This window comes from Paramagnetospirillum magnetotacticum MS-1 (assembly GCF_000829825.1).
GTDB lineage: Bacteria > Pseudomonadota > Alphaproteobacteria > Rhodospirillales > Magnetospirillaceae > Phaeospirillum > Phaeospirillum magnetotacticum.
Map to the genome: position 1 here is coordinate 627,229 of NZ_JXSL01000030.1, position 26,331 is coordinate 653,559.

Genomic DNA, 26,331 nt, shown 5'->3' on the forward strand with positions numbered 1-26,331 from the left:
GAAAAGGAGGAAGCCCGTCCGTTTTTATTCCACCAGTCCAGCCAGGGCATCGTCCAGGCGGGCCGAGGTGATCTCGGTGAGGCGAGGGCCGTCGGTCCACACCAGAACGCAGCGTATCCGGTGATGGGGATAGATGCAGGCCAGGGCCAGACGATAGGCGGCCATCTGGCGGACATAGAGATCAGGCACCTCGTCGGGCGTGGCGGGCGGGCGGCGATTGGTCTTGTAATCGGCCACCACCACTTCGGACTCGCTGACCACCAGACGGTCGACCCGGCCCGAGACCACCCGGTCGCCGATGCGTCCCACCAGCGGCACCTCGGCCTTGGATCCGGGACCGAACAGCCCGGCCAGCCCCGGATGGTCGAGAATGTCCGAGACTTCATTGGCGATGGCCAGTTGCTCGGCGGTCTCCAGCCCCCAGGCCGGGCGGCCCAGGAAGCGCAGCATGGCGCGCGAGCGTTCGGGCCCCGGCAGTTCGGGGACGGTCTGCAACAGCCGGTGAATGAGCTTGCCCCGCTGCCAGCGCGGCTTGCCGTCGGCCTCGGCGAGTGGCGAACGCACGGTGGGCTCGTCGCCTTCGGGCCGCGACGGCGCCAGCGGCCGGGGCGGCACCGGCTCGGGCTCGGCCGAAAGTGAAGCCCAGTCGGGCAGAGCGGCGGCGGGCCTTTCGCCCGGCCCGGCGGCGGAACCCGTCTCGGCGGGCGCGGTCTGGGCATTGGCCAGGACCAGAACCGGCGCTTCGGCGGTCTCCCCCGCTTGGACCAGGAAGGGGTCGTCGAATTCCGCGGCGGTGGCGGCCAGGGCGCCTTGGACCAGGGCGTGCCAGCAAGTCTCGGGCGCCGCCTTCAGGCCCCGCCAGCCGCACAGGATCAGCCGGTCCTCGGCCCGCGTCATGGCCACATAGAGCAGGCGGCGATATTCCCTTTCCCGCGACAGCTTGCGCGCCTCCGCGCCCCGGCGGCAGACCGCGTCCATATCCTCGGCGCGCGGCGGCCAGGCGGGCAGCTCCTCCTCGCCCTCGCCCAGCCATAACAGCCGGGGCGAGCGGGTCGGCACCTGCATGGTGTCGGGCAGGAAGACGATGGGTGCCTGCAGGCCCTTGGACCCGTGCACGGTCATGATGCGCACCGCGTCACGCCCCCCTTGCTCCAGGTCGCGCTTGATCTCCAGCGCACCGGCCTCCAGCCAGTGGAGGAAGCCTTGCAGCGAAGGCGGATGGGCGCGTTCGAAGGCCAGCGTCAGCGACATGAACTCGTCGATGGCATCCTCGGCCTCCAACCCCAGCCTGGCCAGCAGGTTCCGCCGCCCGCCCAGCGGCCCCAGCACCCGCGCGTAAAGCGTATGGGGCGAGACATGGTCGGCCTGGGCCAGCAACTGAGAAAGCTGGCGAAAGGCCATCTCGAAAACGCCGCCCTCATGGGCGACGCCCCGGCGCAAGGCCTCCCACAGCCCCACATCCTCGCCGCGATGATGGGCCAGGGTGAACAGCTGCTCCTCGGTGAGCCCCACCAGCGGCCCTTTCAGCACGGTGGCCAGCGTCAGGTCGTCTTCGGGCAGCAGCAGAAAATTGCCCAGCGCCATCAGATCCATGACCGCCATCTGCTCGGTCAGCACCATGCGGTCGGCGCCCGCCACCTCCACCTTGCGGCTTTTCAGTTCGCGCACCAGATCCTCGACGAAGCCGCCCCGGCGGCGCACCAGGACCAGCACGTCACCGGCCCGCACCGGGCGGGCCTTGGACTCCAGCATCTCGCCGTCGATCATGGCGCGGATGCGCGACGCCACCAGCCGGGCCAGCCGGGTGCGGGGCGAATCGCCTCTGATGCGCTCCACCGGCGGCTTCCAGGCGGGCGGCTCGTCGGTGGGACGGGGTTCGACGGCTGGCCACACCTCCACCCTTCCGGCCTGACCGCCGCGATGGGGCAGATGGGTGATGTCCTCATCACCCGCCACCCCGTCGCGCCCCGGCTGACCGGGGGCGAAGACGGCATTGACCGCGTCCAGCACCGATGGCGCCGAGCGGAAGGACAGATTGAGGTCCACCACATCCCACTTGCCGCCCGCGGCGGGCACATGGGCGGCGAAGGCCTGGCGCATGCGCTCGAATTCGCGCGGATCGGCGCGCTGGAATGAATAGATGGACTGCTTGGCGTCGCCCACGGCGAAGACGGTGCGCAAGCTTTCGCGCGCGCCGCGTCCGGCGAAGAATTCCTCGGTCAGTTTCTCGACCACCGCCCATTGATCGGGATTGGTGTCCTGTGCCTCGTCGATGAGGACATGGTCGATGCCGCCATCCAGCTTGTACAGCACCCAGGGCGCCACGCCGGGCTGGGCCAGCAGGTCACGGGCGCCGAGGATCAGGTCGTCGTAATCCATCAGGGCGCGGATGGACTTGGCGCGGCGATAGGACTGCAACAGGGCACCGCCGAGCGTCAGCAGCGCCTGGGTGGCTTCGAGGATGCGGGCGGCCTTGAGCTTTTCCGTCAGCCTCAGCAGGCGCTCGGCCTCTGCCGCCAGGACTGGTTCCGCCGTGGGCAGGGCCTTGTACACGGCCTTGGTGGCCAGGGTCTTGCGGATGGTGCCCTTGTCGGTGATGAACACCGCGCACCACTCCTCGAACAGATCGGCCCGCCGCTCGGGTTCAGCCAGGAACCGCGCCATGTCGGCCGCGCGCTTGGCATCGCTGTCGCTGCCGCCCAGCATGGCCTCGACGGCGGCGCGCAAGGCCGGGGCATCGAAATGGGCCTCGTCCACCGCCCAGGCCAGCAGGGAGACGGGCGAATCTCCCGCCTCCAGACCCAGCCGGGCGCGCAGCGCCGACAAGGCCCCCTCCACCCCGCCATGGCGGTCCAAAAGCCGCTCCAACCGCCCACGTTCGGCGGTCAGTTCGCCCATCAGATCGGGAAAGGCGGTCTCGTGCACGCGGGCCGTCACCAGGGCCAGGGCGCGCCCCAAGGCACCGTCGCCCATGCGGGCGTGGGACAGAACCTCCAGCTTGGCGGATTCCAGCAATTCGCCCGCATCGCGGTCATCCATCACCTGGAAATGGGGCGCGATGCCCGCTTCCAGGGGAAAACGCCGCAGCAGCGACTGGCAGAAGGCGTGGATGGTCTCCATATGCATGCCGCCGGGCGCATCCAGCAGGCTGGCGAACAGACGCCGCGCTCCGATCATCTCGCCCACGGCGGGCGGACGGCCCAGCAGGCGTTCGAGATCACCGGCCAGATCCTGATCCCGCGCCGTGGCCCATTGGCCCAGCCGCCCGGCGATGCGATTGGACATCTCGGCGGCGGCGGCCTTGGTGAAGGTCAGGCAGAGAATCTTGTGGGGCGGCGTCCCGGCCAGCAGCAGGGTCAGCACCCGGTCGGTCAGCACCTTGGTCTTGCCGGTCCCGGCGCTGGCCGCCACCCAGACGCTGGCCGTGGGGTCGGCGGCGCGGCGCTGCCGCCGATCGGCGTCCTGGGAGAGCGCCGAGACTTCCGTCATAGGGTGCCTTCCAGGGCCTCGATCACCTGAGCCAGGGTGATGCCGTCGGCGCGGGCGGCAAAGCCCAGCGCCATGCGGTGGCGCAGCACCGGGGCGGCCAGGGCGCGGATGTCATCCACCGAAGGCGACAGGCGGCCTTGCAACAAGGCACGGGCCCGGGTCGCCAGCATCAGCGCCTGGGCGGCGCGCGGCCCCGGCCCCCAGGCCACTGCCCGGCGGACCAGATCCAGCGACGTGCTTTCCGGGCGGCCCTGCCGCACCAGGGTGAGGATGGCATCGACCACCGCGTCTCCCACCGGAATGCGCCGCACCAGGGCCTGGGCGGCCAGCAGGTCGTCGGCCCCCATGACCCGGACCGGCTCGGCCGCCAGGGCGCCGGTTGTGTCGATCAGCATGCGGCGTTCGGCGTCGAAATCGGGATAGCCCACGTCGATTTGCATGAGAAAGCGGTCCAGCTGGGCCTCGGGCAGAGGATAGGTGCCCTCCTGCTCCAGCGGATTCTGGGTGGCCAGGACGTGGAAGGGCCGGGGCAGGTCCTGACGGCTGCCCGCCACGCTGACGTGATGCTCCTGCATGGCCTGCAGCAAGGCCGACTGGGTGCGAGGGCCCGCGCGGTTGATCTCGTCGGCCATCAGCAACTGGCAAAAAACCGGCCCCTTGATGAAGCGGAAGGCGCGGCCGCCGCCAGCGCTTTCCTCCAGCACTTCCGAGCCCAGGATGTCGGCGGGCATCAGATCGGGGGTGAACTGCACCCGCTTGTCATCCAGGCCGAGAACGATGCCCAGCGTGTGCACCAGCCGGGTCTTGGCCAGGCCGGGCAGGCCGATCAACAGGGCGTGACCCCCCGCCAGCAGCGTGATAAGACTCTGATCGATGACTTGGTCCTGCCCGAAGATGACGCGGCCGATGGCGGCGCGGGCCTCGCCCAGACGGGATTCGAGGCTGCTGATCTCGTCCTGCGGGGCGGCGGAACTGGGGTGCGGTGTCATGGAGCTGATGCCTCGCAGGGGAAGAAGACTCGAAGGAGCGGCCGAGTGACTCAGCCATTGACCGAAGCCCCTCCGGATGTGGACTACCCGGGCCGGTTGCCCGAATATTGCGGCGATCTCGGTATCCGCATCGACCGGCAGGGACGTTGGTTCTACCATGGCTCGCCGATCAATCGCAAAGAGATGGTCTGCCTCTTCGCTTCGGTCTTGTACCGGTCCAAGGATGGCGGCTACCTGCTGATCACGCCGGGCGAGATGGGCCGTATCGAGGTCGATGACGTCCCCTTCCTGGCGGTCGAGATGTTCACCTGCGGCGCGGGGCGCGACATGGTGGTCAGCTTCCGCACCAATATGGACGAGATGGTCACCGTCGACGGCGACCATCCGCTGAGAATCGCGGAAGGCGAAGGCTCGGGGGAGCCATCGCCCTACGTAACCGTGCGGACCGGGATCGAGGCGCGCCTCACCCGCTCCGTCTATTACGAACTGGTCGCCTTGGGTTGGGAGGAGGACCGGGAGGGAGAGACGGTTTACGGACTATGGAGCAGCGGGAGCTTTTTTCCATTGGGGAGGCTGGACCTTCCCGACTGACGCGCGATGTCATCGCGCGGCGGCTGGCCGACGGGTTTGACCCGCGCGGACGCTCGGACTCGGCCCTGGAGGCCATGGTCATGGGTGGCGCCATCCGCCCCGGCGATCCCATCGACGACGACACCCTGACCCCGGCCGCCGTCCTGGTGCCGCTGGTGGAACGTCCCGAGGGCCTCACGGTGATGCTGACCAAGCGCACCGCCCATCTGGCGCACCATCCTGGCCAGATCAGCTTTCCCGGCGGGCGGCTGGAGCCCGAGGACAAGGGTGACTTCACCACCTGCGCGCTGCGCGAGACCGAAGAGGAAACCGGTCTCGACCGTCATCTGGTGCGCCTGCTGGGCCGCCTGGACAATTACGCCACCGGCACCGGCTTCGTCATCACCCCCTTGGTCGGCGTCATCGATCCGCCCTTTACCTTGGCTCCGGATTCCTTCGAGGTGGCCGAGGTTTTCGAAGTGCCGCTGAGTTTTGTGCTCGACCAAGCCAACCATCAACTGCAAAGCCGCGAAATCAAGGGCTTTCAGCGGCCCTTCTGGGCCCTGACCTGGCAAGACCGGCTGATCTGGGGCGCCACGGCGGGCATCCTGGTCAATCTGTCCGAGGTTTTGGCGCCCCGTGAGTAACACCCGCCTCCACCTCAATCCCGGCGACCCCATCGGCCTTCTGGGTCCGCAGGACTGGATGGACGCCGCCGAAACCCGCGCCGTGTTGGCTGCGCTGCAGGCCGACGGCGCCCAGGTGCGCTTCGTGGGTGGCTGCGTGCGCGACGCGCTCTTGAAGCGCCCCATCAAGGATATCGACATCGCCACGCCCGACCCGCCCGAGCGGGTGCTGGCCCTGTTGGACGATGCGGGCATCCACGCCATCCCCACCGGCATCGACCACGGCACGGTCACGGCGGTGATCGGCAAAGCCCATTACGAGATCACCACGCTGCGGGTGGACGTGGAGAGCTTCGGCCGCCACGCCCGCATCCAGTACACCGACGACTGGCGGGTGGATGCCTCGCGCCGCGACTTCACCATGAACGCCCTGTCGGCTGACCCCGAGGGCAATGTCTACGACCCCTTCGACGGCATCGCCGATATGGCGGCAGGACGGGTGCGCTTCGTGGGCGAACCGGAAAAGCGCATCGAGGAGGATGCGCTACGCCTGCTGCGGTATTTCCGTTTCCACGCCCACTACGGCCGGGGCACCGCCATGGAGGCTCGTGCGCTGCATGCCTGCCGCCGCATGGCTGGCCGTTTGAAGAACCTGTCGGGCGAACGGGTGGCGGGAGAATTGGTCCGTCTGCTGCTGGCCGACGACCCCACGCCGTCCCTGCTGGTGATGCACAGCCGCGGCATCCTGGCCCATGTCCTGCCCGAAGCGAAGGAGTTCGGACGGCTGCGCACCCTGGCCTGGCTGGAACGCCGGGGTCTGGCGCGCGCTGAAATCCGGCCCGATGCCATGCGGCGTCTGGCGGCCCTGATCGCCACCGACCGGAATGGCGCCATGGCCCTGGGCGAGCGGCTGAAACTTTCCGGTGTCCAGGCCAAGCGGGTGGCTGCCATGGCGGCACCCCGCGTGACGGTGGATTTCACCATGGACGCGCAGGCCGCCCGCCGGGCGCTGCGCAAGGTGGGAAGTGACGAGTTCCGGGATCTGACCCTGGTGGCCTGGGCGGGGCGACGCTCGCTGGAAGCGCGGCCCGATGCCGCCGAATCCGAACGCTGGATCGCCCTTCTGGACGCCGCCCGCGACTGGGTGCCGGTGGAACTGCCGGTCAAGGGGCGCGATCTGATGGAAAGGGGGGTTCCGCACGGCCCCCGGATCGGCGGCCTTCTGGCCGCCTTGGAGGATTGGTGGGAAGAGCGCGATTACCGTCCCGACCGTAACCAGTGCCTGGAAAAGCTGAAGGATTTCGTGAATGACGGCCTATAGGCCGAAGGCGCCAACCAATTCCTGATCGAGTTCAAGCCGCTCAAGCCCGGTAAGGACACCGCGCCCGCTTTGCCGAGCCCGTATCAGGATTTTCTCCAAGGCAAGCTCGCTGCATTTCACACACTGGCTGCATCCCCGCGCCGAGGCGCAGTTCAGGATCTGATGCAACTCATCCACATCCAGGGCAACTGGACGTTTTTCCCAGCCACACGGGCCATCCTTGGGACCAACTTTAACCATCAATACAACCTCACTGGACAATAAAGGGGGAACGGCCTGTGGCGCGTTCCCCCTTTTCACTGTTCCAGCTTATCCCATGAAAAAACTGTGGGCACTGGGGCATGCGTATATGAAGCTTCCTTAAGATAGAGCCATTTACAAACTGTTCTTCGCCAGAAGGGTTAGTGTTGGAACCTTAGAGCCCCATTGCCGCACTTATGCCGACGGGGGTACCCTCGGCCCCGACTTTTCCTGATAATTCCATGGATCGAGCCCCGATGCTGAAGGTTGCCACCCATAACGGAACGTTTCACGCCGACGATGTTTTCGCCTTCGCGATTCTTCGCGCGGCCTCGGCCGGACACATCGAGTTGGTTCGCTCTCGGGATCAGCAGGCCCTGGATGCGGCGGAGGTCGTCTTCGACGTGGGTGGCACCTACGATCCGGTCAACCGCCGCTACGACCATCATATGCGTGATAAGCCACTGCGGCCCAACGCAGAGCCCTACAGTTCGGCGGGCCTGGTCTGGCGCGATTTCGGCGAGGCGGCCATCGCCCACCTCCTGCCCGGCATTTCCCCGCAGGCCGTCCTGCGCGTGCTTGAGATGGTCGATTGCGGATTGGTCCGCGACGTGGACCTCATGGATAATGGGGCCATGACGCCTACGCCCGGACACTTTTCCACGGTGATCGAGGCCTTCAATTCCACTTTTTCCGAGATTGGGCGCGATGAGACCGCCACCTTCATGCAGGCCGCGGACATGGCCTCCTCCGTGCTGCAGCGGACTTGCGCCAGGGCCTGGGCCTCGGTTCAGGCCGAGGCCACCGTGGCCGAAGCCGCCCGGAATTCCTCCGACCCCAGGATCCTCGTCCTGGACAGCCGCGTGCCTTGGGAGGATGCGGTTTATGATCTGGGACTGGACCAGACTCTCTATGTGGTCCGCCCGGCGGGGGCGGCCTGGACCTGCAGCGCCGTTCCGCCCGAGCGCGGCTCCTTCGCCCAGCGCCATCCCCTGCCCGAGGCCTGGGGAGGTCTTCGGGACGAGGCCATCGCCGCCCTGACCGGCGTTCCCGACGCCACCTTCTGCCATCCGGCCCGGTTCGTCTGCGGCGCACGGTCAAAGGACGGCGCCGTGGCCCTGGCGCGCATCGCCGCGTCAACACCTACCTAGCATCAGCATGGCCACCGACCTCGACAAACTGAAGGGCCGCCTGCAGGCGTTGCGGGCGAAGACCATCGCCAACGGCTGCACCGAGGAGGAGGCCCTGGCGGCGGCGGCCAAGGTCGCCCAGCTCCTGGACCAGCACGATCTGTCCATCAGCGACCTGGAACTGCGCCAGGAACAATGCGAGCAATCGGCCATCGAAACCCGACGTAAGCAGCGCCAGCCCATTTCCGCCTGCATCCCGGCCATCGCCGATTATTGTGACTGCAAGGTCTGGCTGGAAAAGGATGAGGGCGGCATCCGTTATGTCTTCTTCGGGCTTCGGCCCAGCATCGAGATGGCCCGTTACGTCCATGACGTGATCGCGCAGGCCATGCAAGGCGGCTGGGACAGCTACATCCGCAGCCAGAGATTCGTTCGCCATCGGCACGACGAGAAAGGCTCGTTTTTGTTCGGAATGGCCGTCTCCATCGCCGGAAAGCTGACCGAGATGAAACAGGACCGGGACGAGGCCAACCGGCGAAGCTCGGGCCGCGACCTCGTCCTCGTCCGTCACGCCATCGTCGATGCCGAGTATGAAAAACTGAATCTCAATCTCCGCAAGGGCCGTGCCTCGGGCAAGAAGGTGGAGGCCCAAGCGTTCGAGGCGGGTCAGGCGGCAGGCCGCTCTCTGGCCTTGCATCCCGGCGTTCAGGCCCGGCGGGACACCGGGAAATAGGAGATAATCGCGCGGGCGCCGCCGATGACGCCACAAAACCGTTACCCTGAATACATCAAAACAGGCGCAAAAAAGACCCTTCGGCGGATTCTTCTGACTTTTCGATATATAGCTGGAGGGTTAATCTCTCCGTCGGAATGGCGACAAGAGGACAGGAGTTGAGATGAGCCACCAGATGTACGGCCATGCGGGTCAGGATTCCTTCACCCGCGGCATCGCCCGCCTCGTCTTCCTGAGCCGCTGGCTTCAGGCCCCGCTCTATATGGGCCTGATCGTGGCCCAGACCTATTACGTCTACCGGTTCTTCCTCGAGATCGCCGAAATCTTCCATCACCCTGCCATGGATGAAAGCGCCGCCGTGCTGCTGGTCCTGGGGCTGATCGACGTGGTCATGATCTCCAACCTGCTGATCATGGTGATCATCGGTGGCTATGAAACCTTTGTCTCGCGGTTGCGCGTGGAAGGCCATCCGGACTGTCCTGAATGGCTGAGCCATGTGAATGCCAATACCATGAAGACCAAATTGGCCATGGCCCTGATCGGCATCTCGTCGATCCACCTGCTGAAGACCTTCGTTAATGCCGAGCATCACATGCAGGAAAATGTGGTCATGTGGCAGTGCATCATCCACACCCTGTTCATCGTCTCGGCGGTCATGCTGGGCTTTTTGAACAAGATGATGGAATCGGCGCCCCACGCTCCCCATGCCAGCCATGGACATGCTTCGGGACACGCGCAGCACCAGCCCGCCGCCGAATAGGCTGAGGGCTCATTTCAAGGGTAGGGGGGACGCAGCAATGAACGGATTTTTCCGGGGCTGGAATATCGCCAAGGCAAGCCTGGGCGTTCTGCGTGCCCAACCCAAGCTGATGGTCCTGCCCATCTGCTCCGGCATCGCCATGCTTGCCATCATCGCCCTGACCGTGCCGCTGCTGGCGGTCTTTACCGACCAGTCCGAGGCGGAGAACGTCAATGACACCATCGTCTATCTGACGTTTTTTGGCGCCTATATCGCCTGCTACTTCGCCATGCTGTTCTTCAACGCGGCCCTGATCTTTTGCGCGATCCGCTATTTCGAGACCGGGGCCACAACCCTGGGCGAGGGGCTGGCCGCAGCCGGACGCCGGGCGCTTCCCATCCTGATCTGGGCCCTTATCGCCGGGACCATCGGCCTGATCCTGCGGGTCATCGGCGAGACCCTGACCCGGCTGGCCCGCAAGGAATTCGGCGCCGTCGTCGCCTTCGTGGTCAAGCTGCTGACCGCCGGTCTTTACGGTCTTTGGCTGGCAGCCAGTTATTTCACCCTTCCCGTTCTCGTGGTCGAGGGGGTGGGCCCCATCAACGCCGTGCGGCGCTCCACCCAGTTGATCAAAGCCCATTGGGGCGATGTCCTGGGCGGGCAATCCATGCTCGGCCTGCTGACGTTTCTGGCCATCTTGTTGCCCGGCGTGGCCGTCGGTGGCGTCGTCTATCTCCTCCAGGACGCGGCGCAAGCCTATCTGGGGGTTCTGATCGGCGTGGGAATCGCCTATATCGGCATCGTGATGCTGGTGTCCTCGGTCCTGGGAATGATTTTCCTGGCCGGGGTCTATCTGTTCACCTCCACGGGCAAGGCCCCCGAGGCGTTCGGTGACGATCTGGTGCGGGCCGCTCTCAAGACGGCCTAGGCATCGCGGCACCGCGGAAAATTTTGGAGAACATAGTATGCGTCGTTTCTCGAGTGTCCTTCTCGCGCTCCTGATGGTTCTGCTGTCCGGTGGGGCTTATGCGAAGACCTACAAGATCGGCGTGCTGGTCCCCCTGACCGGTCCTTCGGCGGAAAAGGGCATCCCCCTCAAGAATGCCGCCGAACTCTTCGTCGAGCAGTTCAACGCCGCCCCCGAATCCGAGGGCAACCGTCTCGAACTGGTGGTGCGCGACGATTTCGACGATCCCGACAAGGCGCGCGCCGCCGCGGCCGAGATGGTGAAGGACGAATCCCTGCTGGCCGTGGTCGGGCACTATTATCCCGGCGTGGCACTGGCCACCGGCAAGATCTTCGCCGATGCCAAGATCCCCTTCCTGTCTCCCAATGTCAGCAGCCCGGCCGCTTTCGCCGACAACAAATGGGCTTTCACCCTGAACATGCCCGACAGCGTCCAGGGCGCGTTCCTGGCGGTCTACATCAAGGAAGTCCTGAAGAAGGACAATATCCTGGTGATCTACAACACCGATCCCTTCGGCTCCTCGTTGCGCGACGCCTTCGTCGCCAAGGCCGAGCGTCTGGGTCTCAAGGTGCTGAAGACCCTGCCGGTGGAGGTCGGGCCGGTGGCCAAGGATTGGGCCGCCACCAATCTGCCCGATGCCACCGAGAACCAGAATTTCGGTATCATCGCCACCCTGACCCACTCAGAATCCGGTCTGTCCTTCCTGCCCCAGCTGCGCGATGCCGGGATCAAGGCACCGGTCATGGCGCCCAACACCTGGTCGAATCCGAAATTCCTCACCGAACTGGACGAGAAATATACGGCCAACGTCTATCTCGCCTCGGCCTTCCTGTGGGAAATCGCCAACCAGAAGGCCTCGGCCTTCGCCAATGCCTATACCAAGCGTTTTGGGGCGCGGCCCTCGGTGGCCGCCGCCATGTCCTTCGATGCCGTCAATCTGATCGCCAAGGCCATCGGGGCGGCGGAAAAGGGCGCCCCCACACGGGCTTCCATCCGCGACTATGTGGCGGGCATCGAATGGCATGGCTTCGTCGAAGGGGTGACCGGCAATCTGTTCTACAAGAACGGCCGGGACATGACCGCCGAATATGTGGGCAAGTATCTCCAGGCCAAAGGCGAGACCGCGCCGCCGCCCGCGACGGGAAGCGCCGTTGTCCAGGCCTCCTACCGCGACGTCTATGTCTCGGTGATGAAGGACGGCCGCTTCAAGACCGCCCCGGTCCAGCTCCTGATCCCGCACGAGGAATACGTGCTGAAGGAAATGGGTGAACGCATCGCCAAGGGTCAGGTGACCCTGGTGGACGGCACGCCCTATCACATCGTCGACGTGATCTCGGTCGGTGTGGACGTGATCCGCATCAACGATGTCAGCATCAAGGACATGCAGTGGGACGTGGACGTCTTCATGTGGTTCAAATGGTCGGGTGGCCGTCTCGACGTCAAGGATATCGAGAAGATCTCCGCCATCAACGCGGTCAAGGAAACCTCGGCGATCTTCAAGGAGGATCTGACCCACGGCACCAAATACCGCGCCTACCGCAAGCGCCTGACCCTGACCGCGCCTTATGATCTGTCGAACTTCCCGTTCGATTCCCAGACCCTGCCGCTGGAGATCGCCCACACCAACAAGAACTCCACCCATGTGATGCTGGTGCCCGACACCCGCCATATGGAGACGGTGCCGGTCAAGGACATCAAGCCGCAGGAATGGACCTATACGGGGCGCAGCGTCTTCTCGGATCTCTACCGCTACGATTCCACCTTCGGCGATCCCGATTACCGCATGGGCACCGGCTATAAGAGCCCGGTCTATTTCTCCACGGTCAATCTGGAGATCGGCATCAAGAGAATCCTGAAGCCCTATCTCTTCACCTTCTTCCTGCCGCTGCTGATCATCCTGGGCATCATCCTCATCATCTTGTGGGTGCCGCTGGACCAGTTCGCGCCGCGCATCAATGCCACCATCTCCGGCCTGATCGGTGTGCTGGTCTATCACATGTCCCAGAAGAACTCGTTTCCCAAGGTCGGCTATACCATGAGCGCCGACTACTACTTCCTGGTGGCCTACGCCTTCGTGGTGTCGATGATCTTCAACATCATCTTCATCCAGACCCTGCAATCGGCGGGTCAGAAGGACGTCGCCAAACTCTGGAACAAGCGCCTCAGCATCGGCGCCATGATCGCCGCTATCGTCATCTACGCGGCCATGACCATCTTCGCCATGAGCGTGGCCTAAAGAGGGTTTTCCCCGCCATCGCCTTTCGGGGCGGTGGCGGGACTCCTCAGCCCATCACCGCAGCGGGCAGCCAGGTGGCAATACCGGGCAAGACAGAGCACAGCACCACTGCCACCATCATGATCAGCACGAAGGGGATGGTTCCCCAGATGATGTCCCTCAAGGGGATATCGGGCGCGATGTTCTTGATGACAAAGATGTTGAGCCCCACAGGCGGGTGAATCAGCCCCATCTCCATCACGATGGTCATCACCACACCGAACCAGATCAGGTCGAACCCGGCGGCTTTCAGCGGCGGCAAAATGATGGGCGCGGTCATCAGAATGATGGAGACGGGTGGCAGGAAAAAGCCCAGCACCACGGTAAACAGCAGAACCGCCGCCAACAGGAACCATTTCGACAGGGCAAGACCGATGATCCAATCGGCGGCGGCCTGGGAAATGTGAAGGTAGCTCATCACATAGGCATACAGCAGCGACATGCCGATGATCATCAGCAGCATGGTGGATTCGCGCAAAGTTCCGGTCAGAATGGGCATCAAGAGCCGGGGCCGCCAGATGCCGTACATCATGCCGATGACAGCCAAGGCCAGCACGGCCCCCACTCCGGCGGTTTCCGACGGCGTGGCCCAACCGGCATAGAGCACCACCATCACACCCGCCAGAATGGTGACGAAAGGGGCGACCCAGACCACCATGCGGATCTTTTCGCCCAAACCGTAATGCTCACCGGCCAGCAGGGCCGAATGAGTGCCATGCGCGGCCGCCGCCCGTTCCGCCAGACGGTATTCATGGCGATAGCGGAGGACGGAATAGGCGGCGAACAGGGTGATCAGCAACAGACCGGGGCCGATTCCGGCCAGGAACAGACGGCCCAGCGACACTTCGGCGGCCACCGCGTAAAGCAGCATGGTCACCGAGGGCGGCAGCAAGATACCCAGCGTCCCCCCGGCGGCGATGATTCCGGCGGCAAAGCCCGGCGAATAGCCTCTGGCCCGCATCTCGGGAATGCCCGCCGAGCCGATGGCCGAGCAGGTGGCGGGCGAGGACCCGGCCATGGCGGCGAACAACCCGCAGGCGATGGTGTTGGCCACCCCCAGCCCGCCAGGAATGCGGTGCAGCCAGGCATGCAGGGCAAGGTACAGATCCTTGCCCGCATTGGACCGTCCGATGGTGGCGCCCTTTAAGATGAACAGCGGAATGGCCAGGATGATGACATTGGCCAGTTCCTCGTAGAAGTTCTGGGCGATGGTATTTACCGATGCCGCAGGCAGGAACAGCAGCATGAAGATCAGCGCCACCACCCCCAGGGCGAAGGCGATGGGCATGCCCGAAAACATGGCCAGCAGGGTGACAATGCCATAGGCGATGCCGGTCACCCAATGGGGCAGGCCGGAAATCAGCGGCTTGACCGGCGGCGTCGCCAGCAGAAAGGCGGCGACCCCCAGCACCACCAGGGCCAACAGCCAGACCGAGCGCCGCCCCACCTGAAGCATCATCTGCAGGGCCAGCAGGCCCATGCCCAATGTCAGGGTCGAATAGGGAATCCACAAAGGCGGCCCCCAGGCGGATTGGGAGGTTTGGCCCTCCTCCACCGCCTCGGCCAGGAGCAGTCCCGACTTCCAGGCGAAAATCAGGCAGAAGGCCAGGACACCTGCCTCCACCACGCCATGTCGCAAATTCTTGGCGTAGGGGAATGCGTGGTCGAGAACGTCGATGGCCACATGGCCGCGCCGGGCCTGGACGCTGGCCGCCGACAGGAAGACCGCGCCCGAGATTAGAAAGATCGTGACCTCGTCCTGCCACAACAGCCCGCGCCCGGTGAGGTGGCCCATCACCACCCCGAAGGTCAGGACCCCGGCGGCGGCCAAGAGGGCCAGCGCCGAGAGCTTGAAGGCACCCTCCATGACCATTTCGAACAGGGCGATGGCCGGGTTGCGGATGGTCCTGACGGGTAAGGCTTCGGTGGCGAGAATGGCGTCGTGCTCGGCCCCGCCCGACATCTCAGGTCACATCCCGGGCCAGTTTGAGAAGTTCCGCGGCCTCGGGCGATTTGGCGGCATAGTCGGCCCAGGCGCTTTCCTCGGCAATCTTGCGCCATTGGGCCAGATGGTCATTGGTGAAATCCACCACCTGACAGCCCTTGGCGCCATAGACGGCGGCCACCTGTTCGTCATCCTTCTTGGCCTCGGCCATGCCCCAAGCTTCCATCTCGCTGCCAACCTCCAGCAGCACCTGCTGCTGGGCCGCCGGGAGAGTGTCGAAAACCGCCTTGGACATCAAAAGCGGCTCCAGCATGAACCAGAACGAGCCCTTGCGCGGCGCGGTCAATGATTTGGCCAGCTCTTCCAGCCGGAACGAGATCAGGCTGGTGGACGAGGTGACGGCGGCGTCGAGCGCACTGGTCTGCATGCCGATATAGATCTCGTTGGAGGGCATGGTGGAGACCTTGGCCCCGGCGGCGGCGAACATCATGTCGGTCTCGCGCGAGCCGCCCCGGATGGTCAGCCCCTTGACATCGGCGGGTCCCAGGACCGGCGTTCGGCGCGACGCGATGCCGCCCGCCTGCCAGACCCAGGCGATAAACTTGACGCCCTTGTCCTCCAGCAGCTTGGAAAAGGCCTTGCCGATGGGAGCGGTTTTCCAGCGCGCACCCTGCTCATAGCTGGTGACCAGACAGGGCATCAGCCCCAGATTGCAGGCATGCACCTCGCCCCCGGCATAGGGAATGGGGTACAGCGACATATCCAGCGCGCCCTTGCGCAGGGCCGAGAACTGGGCATTGGTCTTCATCAGCGAGGAATTGGCGTAGATCTCGAATTTGAGGGCGCCGTTGGTGCGCTTTTCCACCTCGCGGGCGAATAGGCGGCACAGGCGGTCGCGGAAATCGCCCTGCTCGATGGTGCCTCCGGGGAACTGATGCGAGATTTTCAAGGTGGTGGTCGATTGCGCCCAGCCCTTGCGGCCGAACGACAAAAGGGCAGGCGCACCCGCAAGCCCAGCGAGCGCCTGACGGCGGCTGATCTTCATGTTTCAAGTCCTCCCAACGGCGTTTCGGCCACGGGCGCTCTTGGATGGCGCTTGGGCGGCCTTCCTGTAACGTCTCGTTCTTGTTCGGACGGCTTGGCCGCCTCGCTTGCTCATGAAGATAGTCTCATTCACGGCCTCGCAAAAGGGGGCCCTGATATGGGAATAAACGCGCCATAAAGACCGGCCCGTTCTTTCCCATGGAACCTTGATGCGAGGGGCGTCATGGTCGGCATCTGGAAGGGGCCTTGATGCCGAGGCCGGGCCGCGCCATGCTGACGATCATGATCAACGATGCCACCTTGGATCACCGGCAAGGAGATGGGGCATGAGCCGCATCCTGGTGGTCGACGACGAACCGCAGATCCGCAAGTTCCTGCGCATCTCGCTGGCGGCCAACGGCCACGAGGTGACCGAGGCCGAAAGCGGAGAGGCGGGACTGGCGGCGCTGGCCCTGGGCGCGCCGCCCGACCTGCTGATCCTTGACCTCGGCCTGCCCGACATGGACGGCCAGGACGTCATCTCCCAGGTGCGCGCCACATGGGATGTGCCGATCATCATCCTCTCGGTGCGCGCCGACGAATTGGACAAGGTCGAGGCGCTGGATCGCGGGGCCAATGATTATGTGGTCAAGCCCTTCGGCGTGGGTGAACTGATGGCCCGCGTGCGGGCCGCGTTGCGCCCCCGCTCCCCCAAGGAAGAGGTGCTGGCCGTCGGTGATCTCGGCATCGATTGCGCCCGGCGCACCGTCACCCGCAAAGGCGTCGAGATCCATCTGTCCAAGAAGGAATGGGACCTGCTGCTCTTTCTGGCCAAGCGTCCCGATCATGTGGCTACCCACAAGAACATCCTGCGGGAAGTGTGGGGACCGGCCCATGTGGAGGACACCGCCTATCTGCGGGTCTACATCAACCAGCTTCGCCAGAAACTGGAAGACGACCCTGCCCGCCCCACGCTGATCGTCACCGATCCTGGCGTCGGCTATCGGCTGAAGATGGGCTGAACCGCCCATTATCAATGGGGCCCTCAATCCGCCTAAGCGCGCCCTCCGGGTCGCTTGGCTTCCGCGCCATAAGGCGCGCGGCCCCTTGGGCCTAACCAAGGCTCAATGAGTCCCGCTCATCGAGCCTTGGTATTACTCCTCCCCATCGCCGCCGCTGGCCCATTCGCGCACGCGGGCCAGATGCAGGTAGTCGGAATATTTGGGAGCATGTTCGGGATGGGGCCGGGCCGCATAGGGCGTGGCCGGATCGTCGAAGACCGAGACCAGGGCGTGCAGTCCTTCCAGCGCCTCGGCGGCCAGGGTGGTGGCGTCGCCGCCCGCCTCGCGCTCGAAACCGCCATCGGCCCCGCCCTTGAGATGCCAGTAGAGCAGTTCCGAGACCGGCGCCGCCTTCACGCCCCCAAAGCCGCCATGGCGGGCGATCACGGCTTCCAAGGGCAATTGCGGCGCGAACCCGGCCGCCACTTCGCGGGCCTTGGGCGGCGTGCCGGTCTTGTAGTCGATCAGGGCCAGCGTGCCGTCCTGCCCCTCGTCGATGCGGTCGGCCTTGGCGGTCAGGGTGAAGGGCCCGGCGGGGGCCTCGATCTCCAGGGCGCCGCCCGCCTCGGCATGGACGCGGCGCACCGCGTGGCGGCGGCCCATCTCCTTGGCCGCCACCCAGCGGGCCACGGATTCGAAGCGCGGCCACCAGAAGGCCCACAGGGCGGGTGACGTCACCTTGGCCTCGAAGACCTCGCGTCCGATGCGCAGCAATTCGCCTTGCGGATCGGAAGGGAGGTGAGCGGGCCAAGCCTTGAGGAACAGTTCCAGCGCCTCGTGCACCATGCTGCCGTATTCGGCCGCCCCGGGATCGGCGTCGATGGGCTTTAGCGCCTTGAGCCGCAGCACATGCTTGGCATAGATGGCGTAGGGGTCACGCATCCAGGTCTCGATCTCGGTCACCGACAAACGCCGGGGCCGGGCCGAGACCGGGGGCGCGGGCGCCGGGATTTCCGGGCGCTTCCATCGGTCGGGCCGGTCGAGAAGCGCGTGCCATTCCAGCCATTGCGCCGCGTCCTGGTCGAAGGCCAGACCACTCCCTTTCATCACCGCATCCAGACGCATTAGCCAGCGCGACGGCACGGTGGGCGTGCCGTCCACCCTAGACGAGCGGGTGAGAACCACCCGGGGCGCGGCGAAACCCTGGGCGAAGTCGTGGGCGGCAAGGCCGATGCGCCGTTCGGGCGGAGCGAGGCCGAAAGCGGCCTGCATGGGACGGCTCATCCAGGGATCGGCTTCGGGCGGCGCGGGCCAAGTTCCCTCGTTGAGCCCCCCCAGGATCAGAAGATCGGCGTGCTGCAAGCGGGCTTCCAGCGGCCCCCAGATAAACAGGCGGGGATGGTGGTCCCAGGCCGAACGTACCGCCACGCCAGCCATCAACTCATCAAACAAGGCCGGATAGCAGCGCCCGGCCATGACGCCAAGGGCTGGCGCGGCGGCGGCCAGATCGGCGGCGAAGCGCGCCGCCGTCTCCCCCGCCTCACCCCGCCACAGCCGGGCCGGGCCGGGCAACTGATCATCGGTGGCCAGCCATTCGGCGAATTCCATATGGGCGCGCAGCAGGTCGGCCAGGGTGCCCTCTTCCGCCTTCAGCCGATCGGCCAGGGGGGCGGCCATGGTTTCCAGATCGGCCAGCCAACCAGCCAGACGGGAGTCCTTTACCCCCTGGCGCAAACCCGCCACGCCGGGGGCCGGACGGGGACCGCGAAGGGCCAGGCGCTCCAGCCTACGGACCAGGGCACGGAAGGCCCCCGTCTCCAGCCCCCCCGCCGCCAGGGGATGCTTCAGGCAGGCCAGCACGGCATGGGGCGCGAAGTCCTCGGCCACCATCTCGGCCACGAGGCGCAAGAAGGCACCCGGCTCGGAAAGACCCAAACTCCGACCGGCGGAATCATCGATGCGGATGCCCCAGCGCTCCAACTCGCCCGCCACGCGGCGGGCCAGGCCGCGATCGGGGGTGACCAGGGCGGCGGTGTGGCCCGTACGGTCCAACTCGCGGCGCATCATCAGGGCGATGGCCCCGGCTTCTTCCCGGGGCGTGGGGGCGTCCAGGCGCCAAACCCCATCCAGAACCCGAGGGTCGAGGGTGGGCAGATCGCGCCATGCCTCGCAGGTGGCGGCGGGACGCAGGGCCTCGGCCAGCAGGCGGACGCGGTCCTGGCGCAGATCCACATCATTGGTCAGCGGCCGCACCCGATGGCGCTCCACCCCCAGGCGGTCCAGCAGGGCCTTTAGTCCGTATTGCGGATGGGCGGGGTCCAGCACCGCCCAGGACTCCTCGTCCATCGCCTTGTCGAGACCGGCCAGCACCACGCGGCCCGACGGCAGACCCGCCACCGCCGCCAGCAGATCGGCGGTGGCCGGGCGCGAACCGGTGGACCCGGCGGCAATGATCTTGTGGCGGGGCGGTCTGGCCCGCCAGGCCTCGATCTGGGCCGCCATCACCCGGTTCAGCCGGTCCTCGGGGTCCAGAACGCCGCGCTCGGCCAGGATGCCGGGCCAGGCCTCGGTCAGGATGGCGAGGAATTTCAGGGTCACCTGCCAATGCTCGGCGTATTCCTCGGGCACCAGCTTGGCCAGATCGGCGAAATCCAGGCGCTCCACCTGCACCGCGTCCAGCAGCTTGGCCAGTTCCGAGGCCAGACGCACCGCCTGATCGGGACTGGGAACATGGCCGCCTTGGGCCTGGGCCGCCGTCAGGATGAGACGGGCCAGAATCAGCACCCGCTCGGTGGGAGTGACCGCAGGCGCGATATCCAGCGGATCGGCGCCCGCCAGATCCAGCTCCTCCTCGTCCATGTCGCCCAGCGGCCGCAGCCGGGGCAGCAGCAAGGGCCGCCCCCCCGACAGGCGCAGAAAGGCGTCGCTCATGGCCCGGCAGGCGCGCCGGGTCGGCAGCAGGATCTCCATATCGGCCAGGGCCAGCGGATCTCCCTCCGCCTCGGCCAGCAGATGGGCCGCCAGGGTGTCGACAAAGGCCGCGCCGGGCACAATGGTGAAGACAGGGCTCATGGAGGCCATTGTCCCTCAATTGGACCCGACATGCAAAAGCCCCCGCCGGTTTCCCGACGGGGGCTTTCTTTTAGCGCAAGACGCCTTGGATCAGACGGCGACCTTGTCGGCCACGTCGCTGAAGGCGGCGATCTTGTCGAAGTTCATGTAGCGGTAGACGTCGGCGGCCTTGGCGTTGACCACGTTCACCTGTTCCAGATACTCCGCCACGGTCGGGATCTTGCCCATCAGGGCGCAGACGGCGGCCAGCTCGGCGGAGCCGAGATAGACGTTGGTGTCGATGCCCAGACGGTTGGGGAAGTTGCGCGTCGAGGTGGACATGGCGGTGGAACCCTTGCGGATCTGCGCCTGATTGCCCATGCACAGCGAGCAGCCCGGCATTTCCATGCGCGCGCCCGACTTGCCCAGGATGGAGTAGTAGCCTTCCTCGTTGAGGATCAGGGCGTCCATCTTGGTGGGCGGAGCGATCCACAGGCGCGTCGGGATGTCGGACTTGCCTTCCAGCACCTTACCGGCGGCGCGGAAGTGACCGATATTGGTCATGCAGGACCCGATGAACACCTCGTCGATCTTGGCGCCCGCCACTTCCGACAGCAGCTTGACGTCGTCGGGATCGTTGGGGCAAGCGACGATGGGTTCCTTGACATCGGCCAGATCGATCTCGATCACGGCGGCGTATTCGGCGTCCGCATCGGGGGCCAGCAGATCGGGCTTCTTGATCCAGGCTTCCATGGCCTTGATGCGGCGGCCCAGCGTGCGCGGATCCTCGTAGCCGTTGGCGATCATCCACTTCATCAGAGTGATGTTGGACGTCATGTACTCGATGATCGGAGCCTTATCCAGACGCACCGAGCAGGCGGCGGCCGAACGCTCGGCGGCGGCGTCGGAGAGTTCGAACGCCTGCTCGACCTTGAGGTCGGGCAGTCCCTCGATCTCCAGGATGCGGCCGGAGAAGACGTTCTTCTTGCCCTTCTTCTCCACGGTCAGCAGACCGGCGCGGATGGCGTAAAGGGGGATGGCGTTGACCAGGTCACGCAGCGTGACGCCGGGCTGCATTTTACCCTTGAAGCGCACCAGCACCGATTCCGGCATGTCGAGCGGCATGACGCCGGTCGCGGCGGCGAAGGCCACCAGACCGGAACCGGCCGGGAAGGAGATGCCGATGGGGAAGCGGGTGTGGGAATCGCCGCCGGTGCCCACGGTGTCGGGCAGCAGCAGACGGTTCAGCCAGGAATGGATGACGCCGTCGCCGGGGCGCAGAGCCACGCCGCCGCGGGTCGAGATGAAGCCCGGCAGCTCGCGGTGGGTCTTGACGTCCACCAGCTTCGGATAGGCGGCGGTGTGGCAGAAGGACTGCATCACCATATCGGCGGAGAAGCCGAGACAGGCCAGATCCTTCAACTCGTCACGGGTCATGGGACCGGTGGTGTCCTGGGAACCCACGGTGGTCATCTTGGGCTCGCAATAGGTGCCCGGACGCATGCCCTTGCCCTCGGGCAGGCCACAGGCGCGGCCGACCATCTTCTGGGCGAGCGAGAAGCCCTTGCCGGTGTCCTTGGGCACGGCCGGCAGGCGGAACAGGGTGGAGACCGGCAGACCCAGGGCCTCGCGGGCCTTGGCGGTCAGGCCCCGGCCAATGATCAGCGGAATGCGGCCACCGGCGCGCACTTCGTCGAAGATCACGTCCGACTTCACCTTGAACTCGGCGATGACCTTGCCGTCCTTGAGCGCCTTGCCCTCATAGGGACGCAGTTCGACCACGTCGCCCATGTTCATCTGGTTGACGTCCAGCTCGATGGGCAGAGCACCGGCATCTTCCATGGTGTTGTAGAAGATGGGAGCGATCTTGGTGCCCAGACAGACGCCGCCGAAGCGCTTGTTCGGCACGAAGGGGATGTCCTCGCCGGTGAACCACAGCACCGAATTGGTGGCGGATTTGCGCGACGAGCCGGTGCCCACCACGTCGCCCACATAGGCCACCAGATTGCCCTTCTTGGCCAGGCCTTCCAGCTGCTTCAAGGGGCCGCGATTGCCGGGCTCGTCGGCTTCGATGCCGGGGCGGGGATTCTTCAGCATGGCAAGCGCATGCAAGGGGATGTCGGGGCGGCTCCAGGCGTCGGGAGCGGGCGACAGATCGTCGGTGTTGGTCTCGCCGGTCACCTTGAAGATGGTGACGGTCAGCGACTTCGGCACTTCCGGGCGGGACGTGAACCACTCGGCATCGGCCCAGGACTGGATCACCGCCTTGGCATTGGCGTTGCCCTTGTCGGCCAGTTCCTTGACATCATGGAAGAAGTCGAACACCAGCAGGGTCTTCTTCAGACCCTCGGCGGCGACACCGCCCACCTTGGCATCGGCCAGCAGCTCGATCAGCGGCTTGACGTTGAAGCCGCCCAGCATGGTGCCCAGCAGTTCGGCGGCCTTCTCGCGGCTGATCAGCGCGCAAGCGACGGTGCCCTTGGCCACCTTGTCCAGGAACTCGGCCTTGATCTTGGCGGCGTCGTCCACACCGGCGGGAACGCGATAGGTGATCAGATCGACGAGGGTTTGTTCCTCGCCCTTGGGCGGGTTCAGCAGCAGGCCCACCAGGGCCTCGGTCTGCTCCGCCGACAACGGCAGGGGGGGAATCCCGAGCGCGGCGCGTTCGGCGACATGCTGGCGATAGGCTTCAAGCACGGCGTAATCCTCTCGATCAAGGTTGCGGCCCCACTTCCGGGTGGTTCGGCCGATCCGTTGGACGCGCGCAAACGCCGCGACCTTGGCTGTTGCCGAGGTCCCCGGTGTCCGGCGCGCAGGATACCACCCTTAAGTGGGGGTTCAAGCGGAAGAAAACTACCCCCATCCCCGGCCTGGGGAAAAGACAAATTCTTTCCGCGCCCCGCATGGCGTCCATGAAATCGCCACAATTGGCCTTGATGATCCCCGACATGGCCCCCACTCAAGGCTGCCGCCCCCGTCCCCTCTTCGGCGGCACGCCGGCCAGACGCGGCGGTCGGTGCTTCCCCCCCCCTGGCACCGGCCGCCGCATTTATTTTCCAGGCCCCTCAATCGCCGGGCGCCGCCCGTGGCGGCTTGGCTCCCGCCGCATAAGCGGCGCGGCCCTTTGGGCCTATCCGTGATTTGCCTGGCAAATCACGGCGTTTTCGTCACAACAATGTCGGCGGAGCCTCTGCCTGCTCCAACCAAGGCGGCGGCAGCAGGAATTCGCTATCCGGGTCATGCTCGGCGTAGCGGCGCTTGGCCAGGGAGCGGGTGCCCACCGCGTAGCAATAGACACAGCCGTGGGGGCAGGTGTCGTATTCGCCGATGTCGCGGCTTTCAAAGCACTGGCAGCCGGGGCGGTTGCCCTTGACCTTGGCGCTGATGCGGCGGTCCAGCCCCCATCCGGCCGCCACGTCTTCCAGCCTGCGGGCATCGATGCAGGACGATGGCAGGGTCCCCGGCCCCACCAGATCGGGCTGGGAACAAAGCGTCAGGCGGATGCCGTGGCCTGCCGCCCGTTCTCCCAGGCGTCGCAGCAGCGCACGCTTATCATCGGGGGATGGATCACCCCAGCCGAAATGATGAGCGCGGGCCGCCACCTCCAGATTGCGTCCGGTCTTGCGGTAAAGGGTCGCGAAGGATACCGATACCTCGTCGGTGACGCCTTCGAGACGCTCCGCCAGCCTGGCGAAATTCGCCTCGTGCCAGTCCAGCGGAGTGAGCGAAGTGGCGACAATGGGATCATAGCGCCACACCACCACCCTTGGGCCGTGGCGCCCGGCCAGTTCCGCCATCAGGGCCAGGGATCGCTCCACCTCGATCACCGAACTTTCCAGGGCGCGGGGATAGCCGGTCAGGGTGCATTGGACGACAAACGGCAATTGGGCCCGGCGAATCTCGTCCAGAGCGTCGCGAAAGGGACCGGGATTGCGCGTCCAGAACACGAAACCGTCCACACCGGAGCGCAACGCGATGGTGGAGATCTGGCGGCCATAGGGATTGACCGCCTTGGCCCATCCCGCCCGGAACCTGTTGAGGAACCAGCGGCCGTAAAAGGCGGGAATATCGGTGCGATAGCTGGCCGAGATGATCATTTCGCCATTATGGAACTTAGCGGCGGGTCCTGCCACCAGGACTCGACGTGTTTAAGCAAGCCATTGTTCTATAATGTATTTTTACATTCTGTTCATGAATCGCGAGTCGTTTTTCGTTGCTCTGGCGGGGGGTGTCATTTATAAAACCGGGGACCGCGATTGGTTTTGTCGATAACCCCCGTGGTCCGATCCCGGCGCGCGATCCGCGAGCGGCGGGCGAATCGGACCGACAGCGATATAGAGGAGAACAGCCTTGCGCGACAGGCTCCTCCCGGCAGTGATGCTGGCGATCATGGCAGCGACCTCCCCGGCCCTGGCGGGCGAATCCGTCACGTCGGACAAAGTGCGAGTCGCAGCCGCGGACGGCCCCCAGACGGCCGCCATTCTCCCCGGTTCCAACCGCGAAGCCCGCGTGGCCCCCTTGCCCAAGCCCCTGTCGGCCGGTGATGTGGAACTCTACAAGCGGGTGATGGCGCTGCAGGCCTCGGGGCAGTTTGCCGCCGCCGACCGCGAGATGGGCAAGATCCGCGACGAATTGCTGAAGGGCTATGTGCTGGCCCAACGCCTGACGGCGCCGGGCGCCAAGCCCAAATTCCAAGAAATCCGGGCCTGGCTGGCTGATTACGCCGACCTGCCCCAGGCGGAATCCATCCACAAACTGGCCAAGGGTCTCAAGGGCGGCAAGGGCGGCGGCGCATTGCGCTCCCCGGCCAAGGGCGGCCTCAAGGGCACCGGCATCGATACCGAGGCCGACGGCGCCACTTGGGAAGAGGTGGCCTATGACGTGGATGGCTCCTCGGCCAAGGCCAGGGCGCTCAAGACCAGGCTGCGCCAGTCCCTGCGGGACGAGGAACCCGCCAAGGTCGAGGCCCTGCTGGCCTCGTCCGAGGCCCAGTCCCTGTCTTCCCTGGATTTCGACCGCCTGCGCCTGATGGTCGCCGCCGATCATTTCGCCGGTGGCCGCGATGAACCCGCCTTTGCCCTGGCCGGTCCCGCGGCCGAGCGCTCGGGCGAGCAGCTTCCCGCCGCCCACTGGATCGCCGGCCTGGCCCAGTGGCGCATGGGCAAGCCCGACGTGGCGCGCCGCCATTTCGAGGAAGTGGCCAAATATTCCGATGGCCAGGAATGGCTGTCCGCCGCCGGTGCCTTCTGGGCGGCGCGGGCCAATCTGGTGACAAAGCGTCCCGAGGCGGTCAATCACTGGCTGGAACTGGCCGCCACCTCGTCGCGCACCTATTACGGCCTGCTGGCCCGTGCCGAACTGGGCCATGAGTCCGAGTTCTCGTGGGAGGTTCCGCCCTTCACCGAGGGCGATGCCGATCTGTTGATGCGCGTTCCCGCCGCGCGCCGCGCCCTGGGCCTGCTGCAACTGGGCGACCATAACGGCGCCGAGGAAGAGCTGCGCAAGCTTTATCCCAGCGCCAGCAAGGGATTGCGCCAGTCCATGCTGGTCATGGCCTATGCCGGTCAGATGCCTGCTTTGGCGGTCAGCCTGGGCGGCTCCCTGCCGCGCGAGAACGGCCGCCTGCACGATGCCGCCGCCTTCCCGGTGCCCGACTGGACGCCCAAGGGTGGCTGGCAGGTGGACAAGGCCCTGGTCTTCGCCCTGGTCCGTCAGGAATCCGCCTTCAACCCCCATGCCCGCTCGGGCGCCGGAGCGGCGGGGCTGATGCAGTTGATGCCCGCCACCGCCGCCGCCATCGGCGGCCGGGGCGCCAATGCCCGCCTCTCCGATCCCGAGCACAATCTGGGTCTCGGCCAGCGCTATGTGATCAAGCTGCTGGAGGAGGAGCCGGTCAACGGCAACCTCCTGTTGATGACGGCGGCCTATAATGCCGGACCCGGCAATCTGAGCCGTTGGCTCTCCAATATCCGCCACAACGACGACCCGTTGCTGCTGGTGGAAAGTATTCCCGCCCGCCAGACCCGCGCCTTCGTGCAAAGGGTGATGACCGGCTACTGGATCTATCAAAGCCGCCTGGGCCAGAAATCCGACACTCTGGATGCCGTGGCGGCGGGCGAATGGCCGCTCTATACCGGCCAGGACCCGGTCCATGCGAAGGCTCTGAAGGTATCGCGCTGATCCCTGATCCGGTTGTCTTGACTCCGGCGGGTGGCGTCGTCACCCTTCGTCC

The 26,331-nt window shown here is 65.7% G+C and carries 17 protein-coding genes; 10 read left to right on the forward strand and 7 right to left on the reverse strand.

The annotated features are described in order from the left end of the window. Positions 1–24: 24 nt before the first annotated feature. Together addA and CCC_RS15540 are read right to left on the reverse strand one after the other, a co-directional pair. Positions 25–3,489 carry a double-strand break repair helicase AddA gene (gene addA, locus CCC_RS15535; RefSeq protein WP_009870518.1) on the reverse strand — a complete coding sequence of 1,155 codons (3,465 nt, stop codon included), beginning with the start codon at positions 3,487–3,489 and terminating at the stop codon, positions 25–27. Beyond that, complete coding sequence (locus tag CCC_RS15540) at positions 3,486–4,478, reverse strand: AAA family ATPase (RefSeq protein WP_009870519.1); 993 nt, start codon at positions 4,476–4,478, stop codon at positions 3,486–3,488. Before CCC_RS15540 ends, addA begins: the two co-directional genes overlap by 4 nt. Before the next feature lie 45 nt (positions 4,479–4,523). Between CCC_RS15540 and CCC_RS15545 the strand changes: the two genes are divergently transcribed. The 8 genes from CCC_RS15545 (at position 4,524) to CCC_RS15585 (ending at position 13,040) form a co-directional block, all read left to right on the forward strand. Next, on the forward strand, positions 4,524–5,069 hold the full coding sequence (locus CCC_RS15545; protein ID WP_236686400.1) for a DUF1285 domain-containing protein: 546 nt from the start codon (positions 4,524–4,526) through the stop codon (positions 5,067–5,069). Then, a complete protein-coding gene (locus CCC_RS15550) occupies positions 5,018–5,695 on the forward strand; it encodes an NUDIX hydrolase (protein ID WP_041042026.1) in 678 nt (225 codons plus the stop codon). Before CCC_RS15545 ends, CCC_RS15550 begins: the two co-directional genes overlap by 52 nt. After that, positions 5,688–6,995 carry a CCA tRNA nucleotidyltransferase gene (locus CCC_RS15555; RefSeq protein ID WP_009870522.1) on the forward strand — a complete coding sequence of 436 codons (1,308 nt, stop codon included), beginning with the start codon at positions 5,688–5,690 and terminating at the stop codon, positions 6,993–6,995. Before CCC_RS15550 ends, CCC_RS15555 begins: the two co-directional genes overlap by 8 nt. A 497-nt stretch (positions 6,996–7,492) precedes the next feature. Further along, positions 7,493–8,386: an MYG1 family protein gene (locus CCC_RS15565; RefSeq protein ID WP_009870523.1), complete on the forward strand. Its 894-nt coding sequence runs from the start codon at positions 7,493–7,495 to the stop codon at positions 8,384–8,386. Between the two features lie 7 nt (positions 8,387–8,393). Then, complete coding sequence (locus CCC_RS15570; RefSeq protein WP_009870524.1) at positions 8,394–9,098, forward strand: DUF7168 domain-containing protein; 705 nt, start codon at positions 8,394–8,396, stop codon at positions 9,096–9,098. Positions 9,099–9,261: 163 nt separating this feature from the next. Further along, the gene (locus CCC_RS15575; protein WP_009870525.1) at positions 9,262–9,858 is read left to right on the forward strand and encodes a TIGR00645 family protein; all 597 of its coding nucleotides are present in this window, start codon (positions 9,262–9,264) and stop codon (positions 9,856–9,858) included. Positions 9,859–9,895: 37 nt separating this feature from the next. Next, complete coding sequence (locus CCC_RS15580; protein WP_009870526.1) at positions 9,896–10,765, forward strand: DUF6159 family protein; 870 nt, start codon at positions 9,896–9,898, stop codon at positions 10,763–10,765. Between the two features lie 37 nt (positions 10,766–10,802). Continuing rightward, positions 10,803–13,040, forward strand: a complete 2,238-nt coding sequence (locus CCC_RS15585; protein WP_041042030.1) for an ABC transporter substrate-binding protein — start codon at positions 10,803–10,805, stop codon at positions 13,038–13,040. A gap of 46 nt (positions 13,041–13,086) precedes the next feature. Here CCC_RS15585 and CCC_RS15590 read toward each other — a convergent pair whose 3' ends face one another. Next, the gene (locus CCC_RS15590; protein ID WP_082036639.1) at positions 13,087–15,042 is read right to left on the reverse strand and encodes a TRAP transporter large permease; all 1,956 of its coding nucleotides are present in this window, start codon (positions 15,040–15,042) and stop codon (positions 13,087–13,089) included. Position 15,043: 1 nt separating this feature from the next. Continuing rightward, positions 15,044–16,069 (reverse strand): TRAP transporter substrate-binding protein DctP, encoded by a 1,026-nt coding sequence (dctP, locus tag CCC_RS15595; RefSeq protein ID WP_009869486.1) that lies wholly within the window; start codon positions 16,067–16,069, stop codon positions 15,044–15,046. A 325-nt stretch (positions 16,070–16,394) separates the two neighbouring features. On the opposite strand from dctP, the gene CCC_RS15600 reads away from it, so the two are divergent. Further along, positions 16,395–17,069 (forward strand): response regulator, encoded by a 675-nt coding sequence (locus CCC_RS15600; protein WP_009869485.1) that lies wholly within the window; start codon positions 16,395–16,397, stop codon positions 17,067–17,069. A gap of 132 nt (positions 17,070–17,201) precedes the next feature. On the opposite strand, the gene addB is transcribed toward CCC_RS15600, so the two are convergent. The 3 genes from addB to CCC_RS15615 form a co-directional block, all read right to left on the reverse strand. Beyond that, positions 17,202–20,120, reverse strand: a complete 2,919-nt coding sequence (addB, locus tag CCC_RS15605; RefSeq protein ID WP_041042480.1) for a double-strand break repair protein AddB — start codon at positions 20,118–20,120, stop codon at positions 17,202–17,204. A gap of 90 nt (positions 20,121–20,210) precedes the next feature. Next, positions 20,211–22,796: a bifunctional aconitate hydratase 2/2-methylisocitrate dehydratase gene (gene acnB, locus CCC_RS15610; protein ID WP_009869483.1), complete on the reverse strand. Its 2,586-nt coding sequence runs from the start codon at positions 22,794–22,796 to the stop codon at positions 20,211–20,213. A gap of 470 nt (positions 22,797–23,266) precedes the next feature. Beyond that, positions 23,267–24,196, reverse strand: a complete 930-nt coding sequence (locus CCC_RS15615; protein WP_009869482.1) for a DUF1848 domain-containing protein — start codon at positions 24,194–24,196, stop codon at positions 23,267–23,269. A gap of 253 nt (positions 24,197–24,449) precedes the next feature. Here CCC_RS15615 and CCC_RS15620 point away from each other — a divergent pair, with 253 nt between their 5' ends. Continuing rightward, complete coding sequence (locus tag CCC_RS15620) at positions 24,450–26,279, forward strand: lytic transglycosylase domain-containing protein (RefSeq protein WP_041042032.1); 1,830 nt, start codon at positions 24,450–24,452, stop codon at positions 26,277–26,279. Positions 26,280–26,331 lie beyond the last annotated feature (52 nt).

What these genes read in the sequence shown, in the direction of transcription:
- addA (WP_009870518.1), bottom strand. Translation starts at nt 3,489, where the DNA reads ATGACGGAAGTCTCGGCGCTCTCCCAGGACGCCGATCGGCGGCAGCGC.
- CCC_RS15540 (WP_009870519.1), bottom strand. Translation starts at nt 4,478, where the DNA reads ATGACACCGCACCCCAGTTCCGCCGCCCCGCAGGACGAGATCAGCAGC.
- CCC_RS15550 (WP_041042026.1), top strand. Translation starts at nt 5,018, where the DNA reads ATGGAGCAGCGGGAGCTTTTTTCCATTGGGGAGGCTGGACCTTCCCGA.
- CCC_RS15565 (WP_009870523.1), top strand. Translation starts at nt 7,493, where the DNA reads ATGCTGAAGGTTGCCACCCATAACGGAACGTTTCACGCCGACGATGTT.
- CCC_RS15570 (WP_009870524.1), top strand. Translation starts at nt 8,394, where the DNA reads ATGGCCACCGACCTCGACAAACTGAAGGGCCGCCTGCAGGCGTTGCGG.
- CCC_RS15575 (WP_009870525.1), top strand. Translation starts at nt 9,262, where the DNA reads ATGAGCCACCAGATGTACGGCCATGCGGGTCAGGATTCCTTCACCCGC.
- CCC_RS15580 (WP_009870526.1), top strand. Translation starts at nt 9,896, where the DNA reads ATGAACGGATTTTTCCGGGGCTGGAATATCGCCAAGGCAAGCCTGGGC.
- CCC_RS15585 (WP_041042030.1), top strand. Translation starts at nt 10,803, where the DNA reads ATGCGTCGTTTCTCGAGTGTCCTTCTCGCGCTCCTGATGGTTCTGCTG.
- CCC_RS15590 (WP_082036639.1), bottom strand. Translation starts at nt 15,042, where the DNA reads ATGTCGGGCGGGGCCGAGCACGACGCCATTCTCGCCACCGAAGCCTTA.
- dctP (WP_009869486.1), bottom strand. Translation starts at nt 16,069, where the DNA reads ATGAAGATCAGCCGCCGTCAGGCGCTCGCTGGGCTTGCGGGTGCGCCT.
- CCC_RS15600 (WP_009869485.1), top strand. Translation starts at nt 16,395, where the DNA reads ATGAGCCGCATCCTGGTGGTCGACGACGAACCGCAGATCCGCAAGTTC.
- addB (WP_041042480.1), bottom strand. Translation starts at nt 20,120, where the DNA reads ATGAGCCCTGTCTTCACCATTGTGCCCGGCGCGGCCTTTGTCGACACC.
- CCC_RS15615 (WP_009869482.1), bottom strand. Translation starts at nt 24,196, where the DNA reads ATGATCATCTCGGCCAGCTATCGCACCGATATTCCCGCCTTTTACGGC.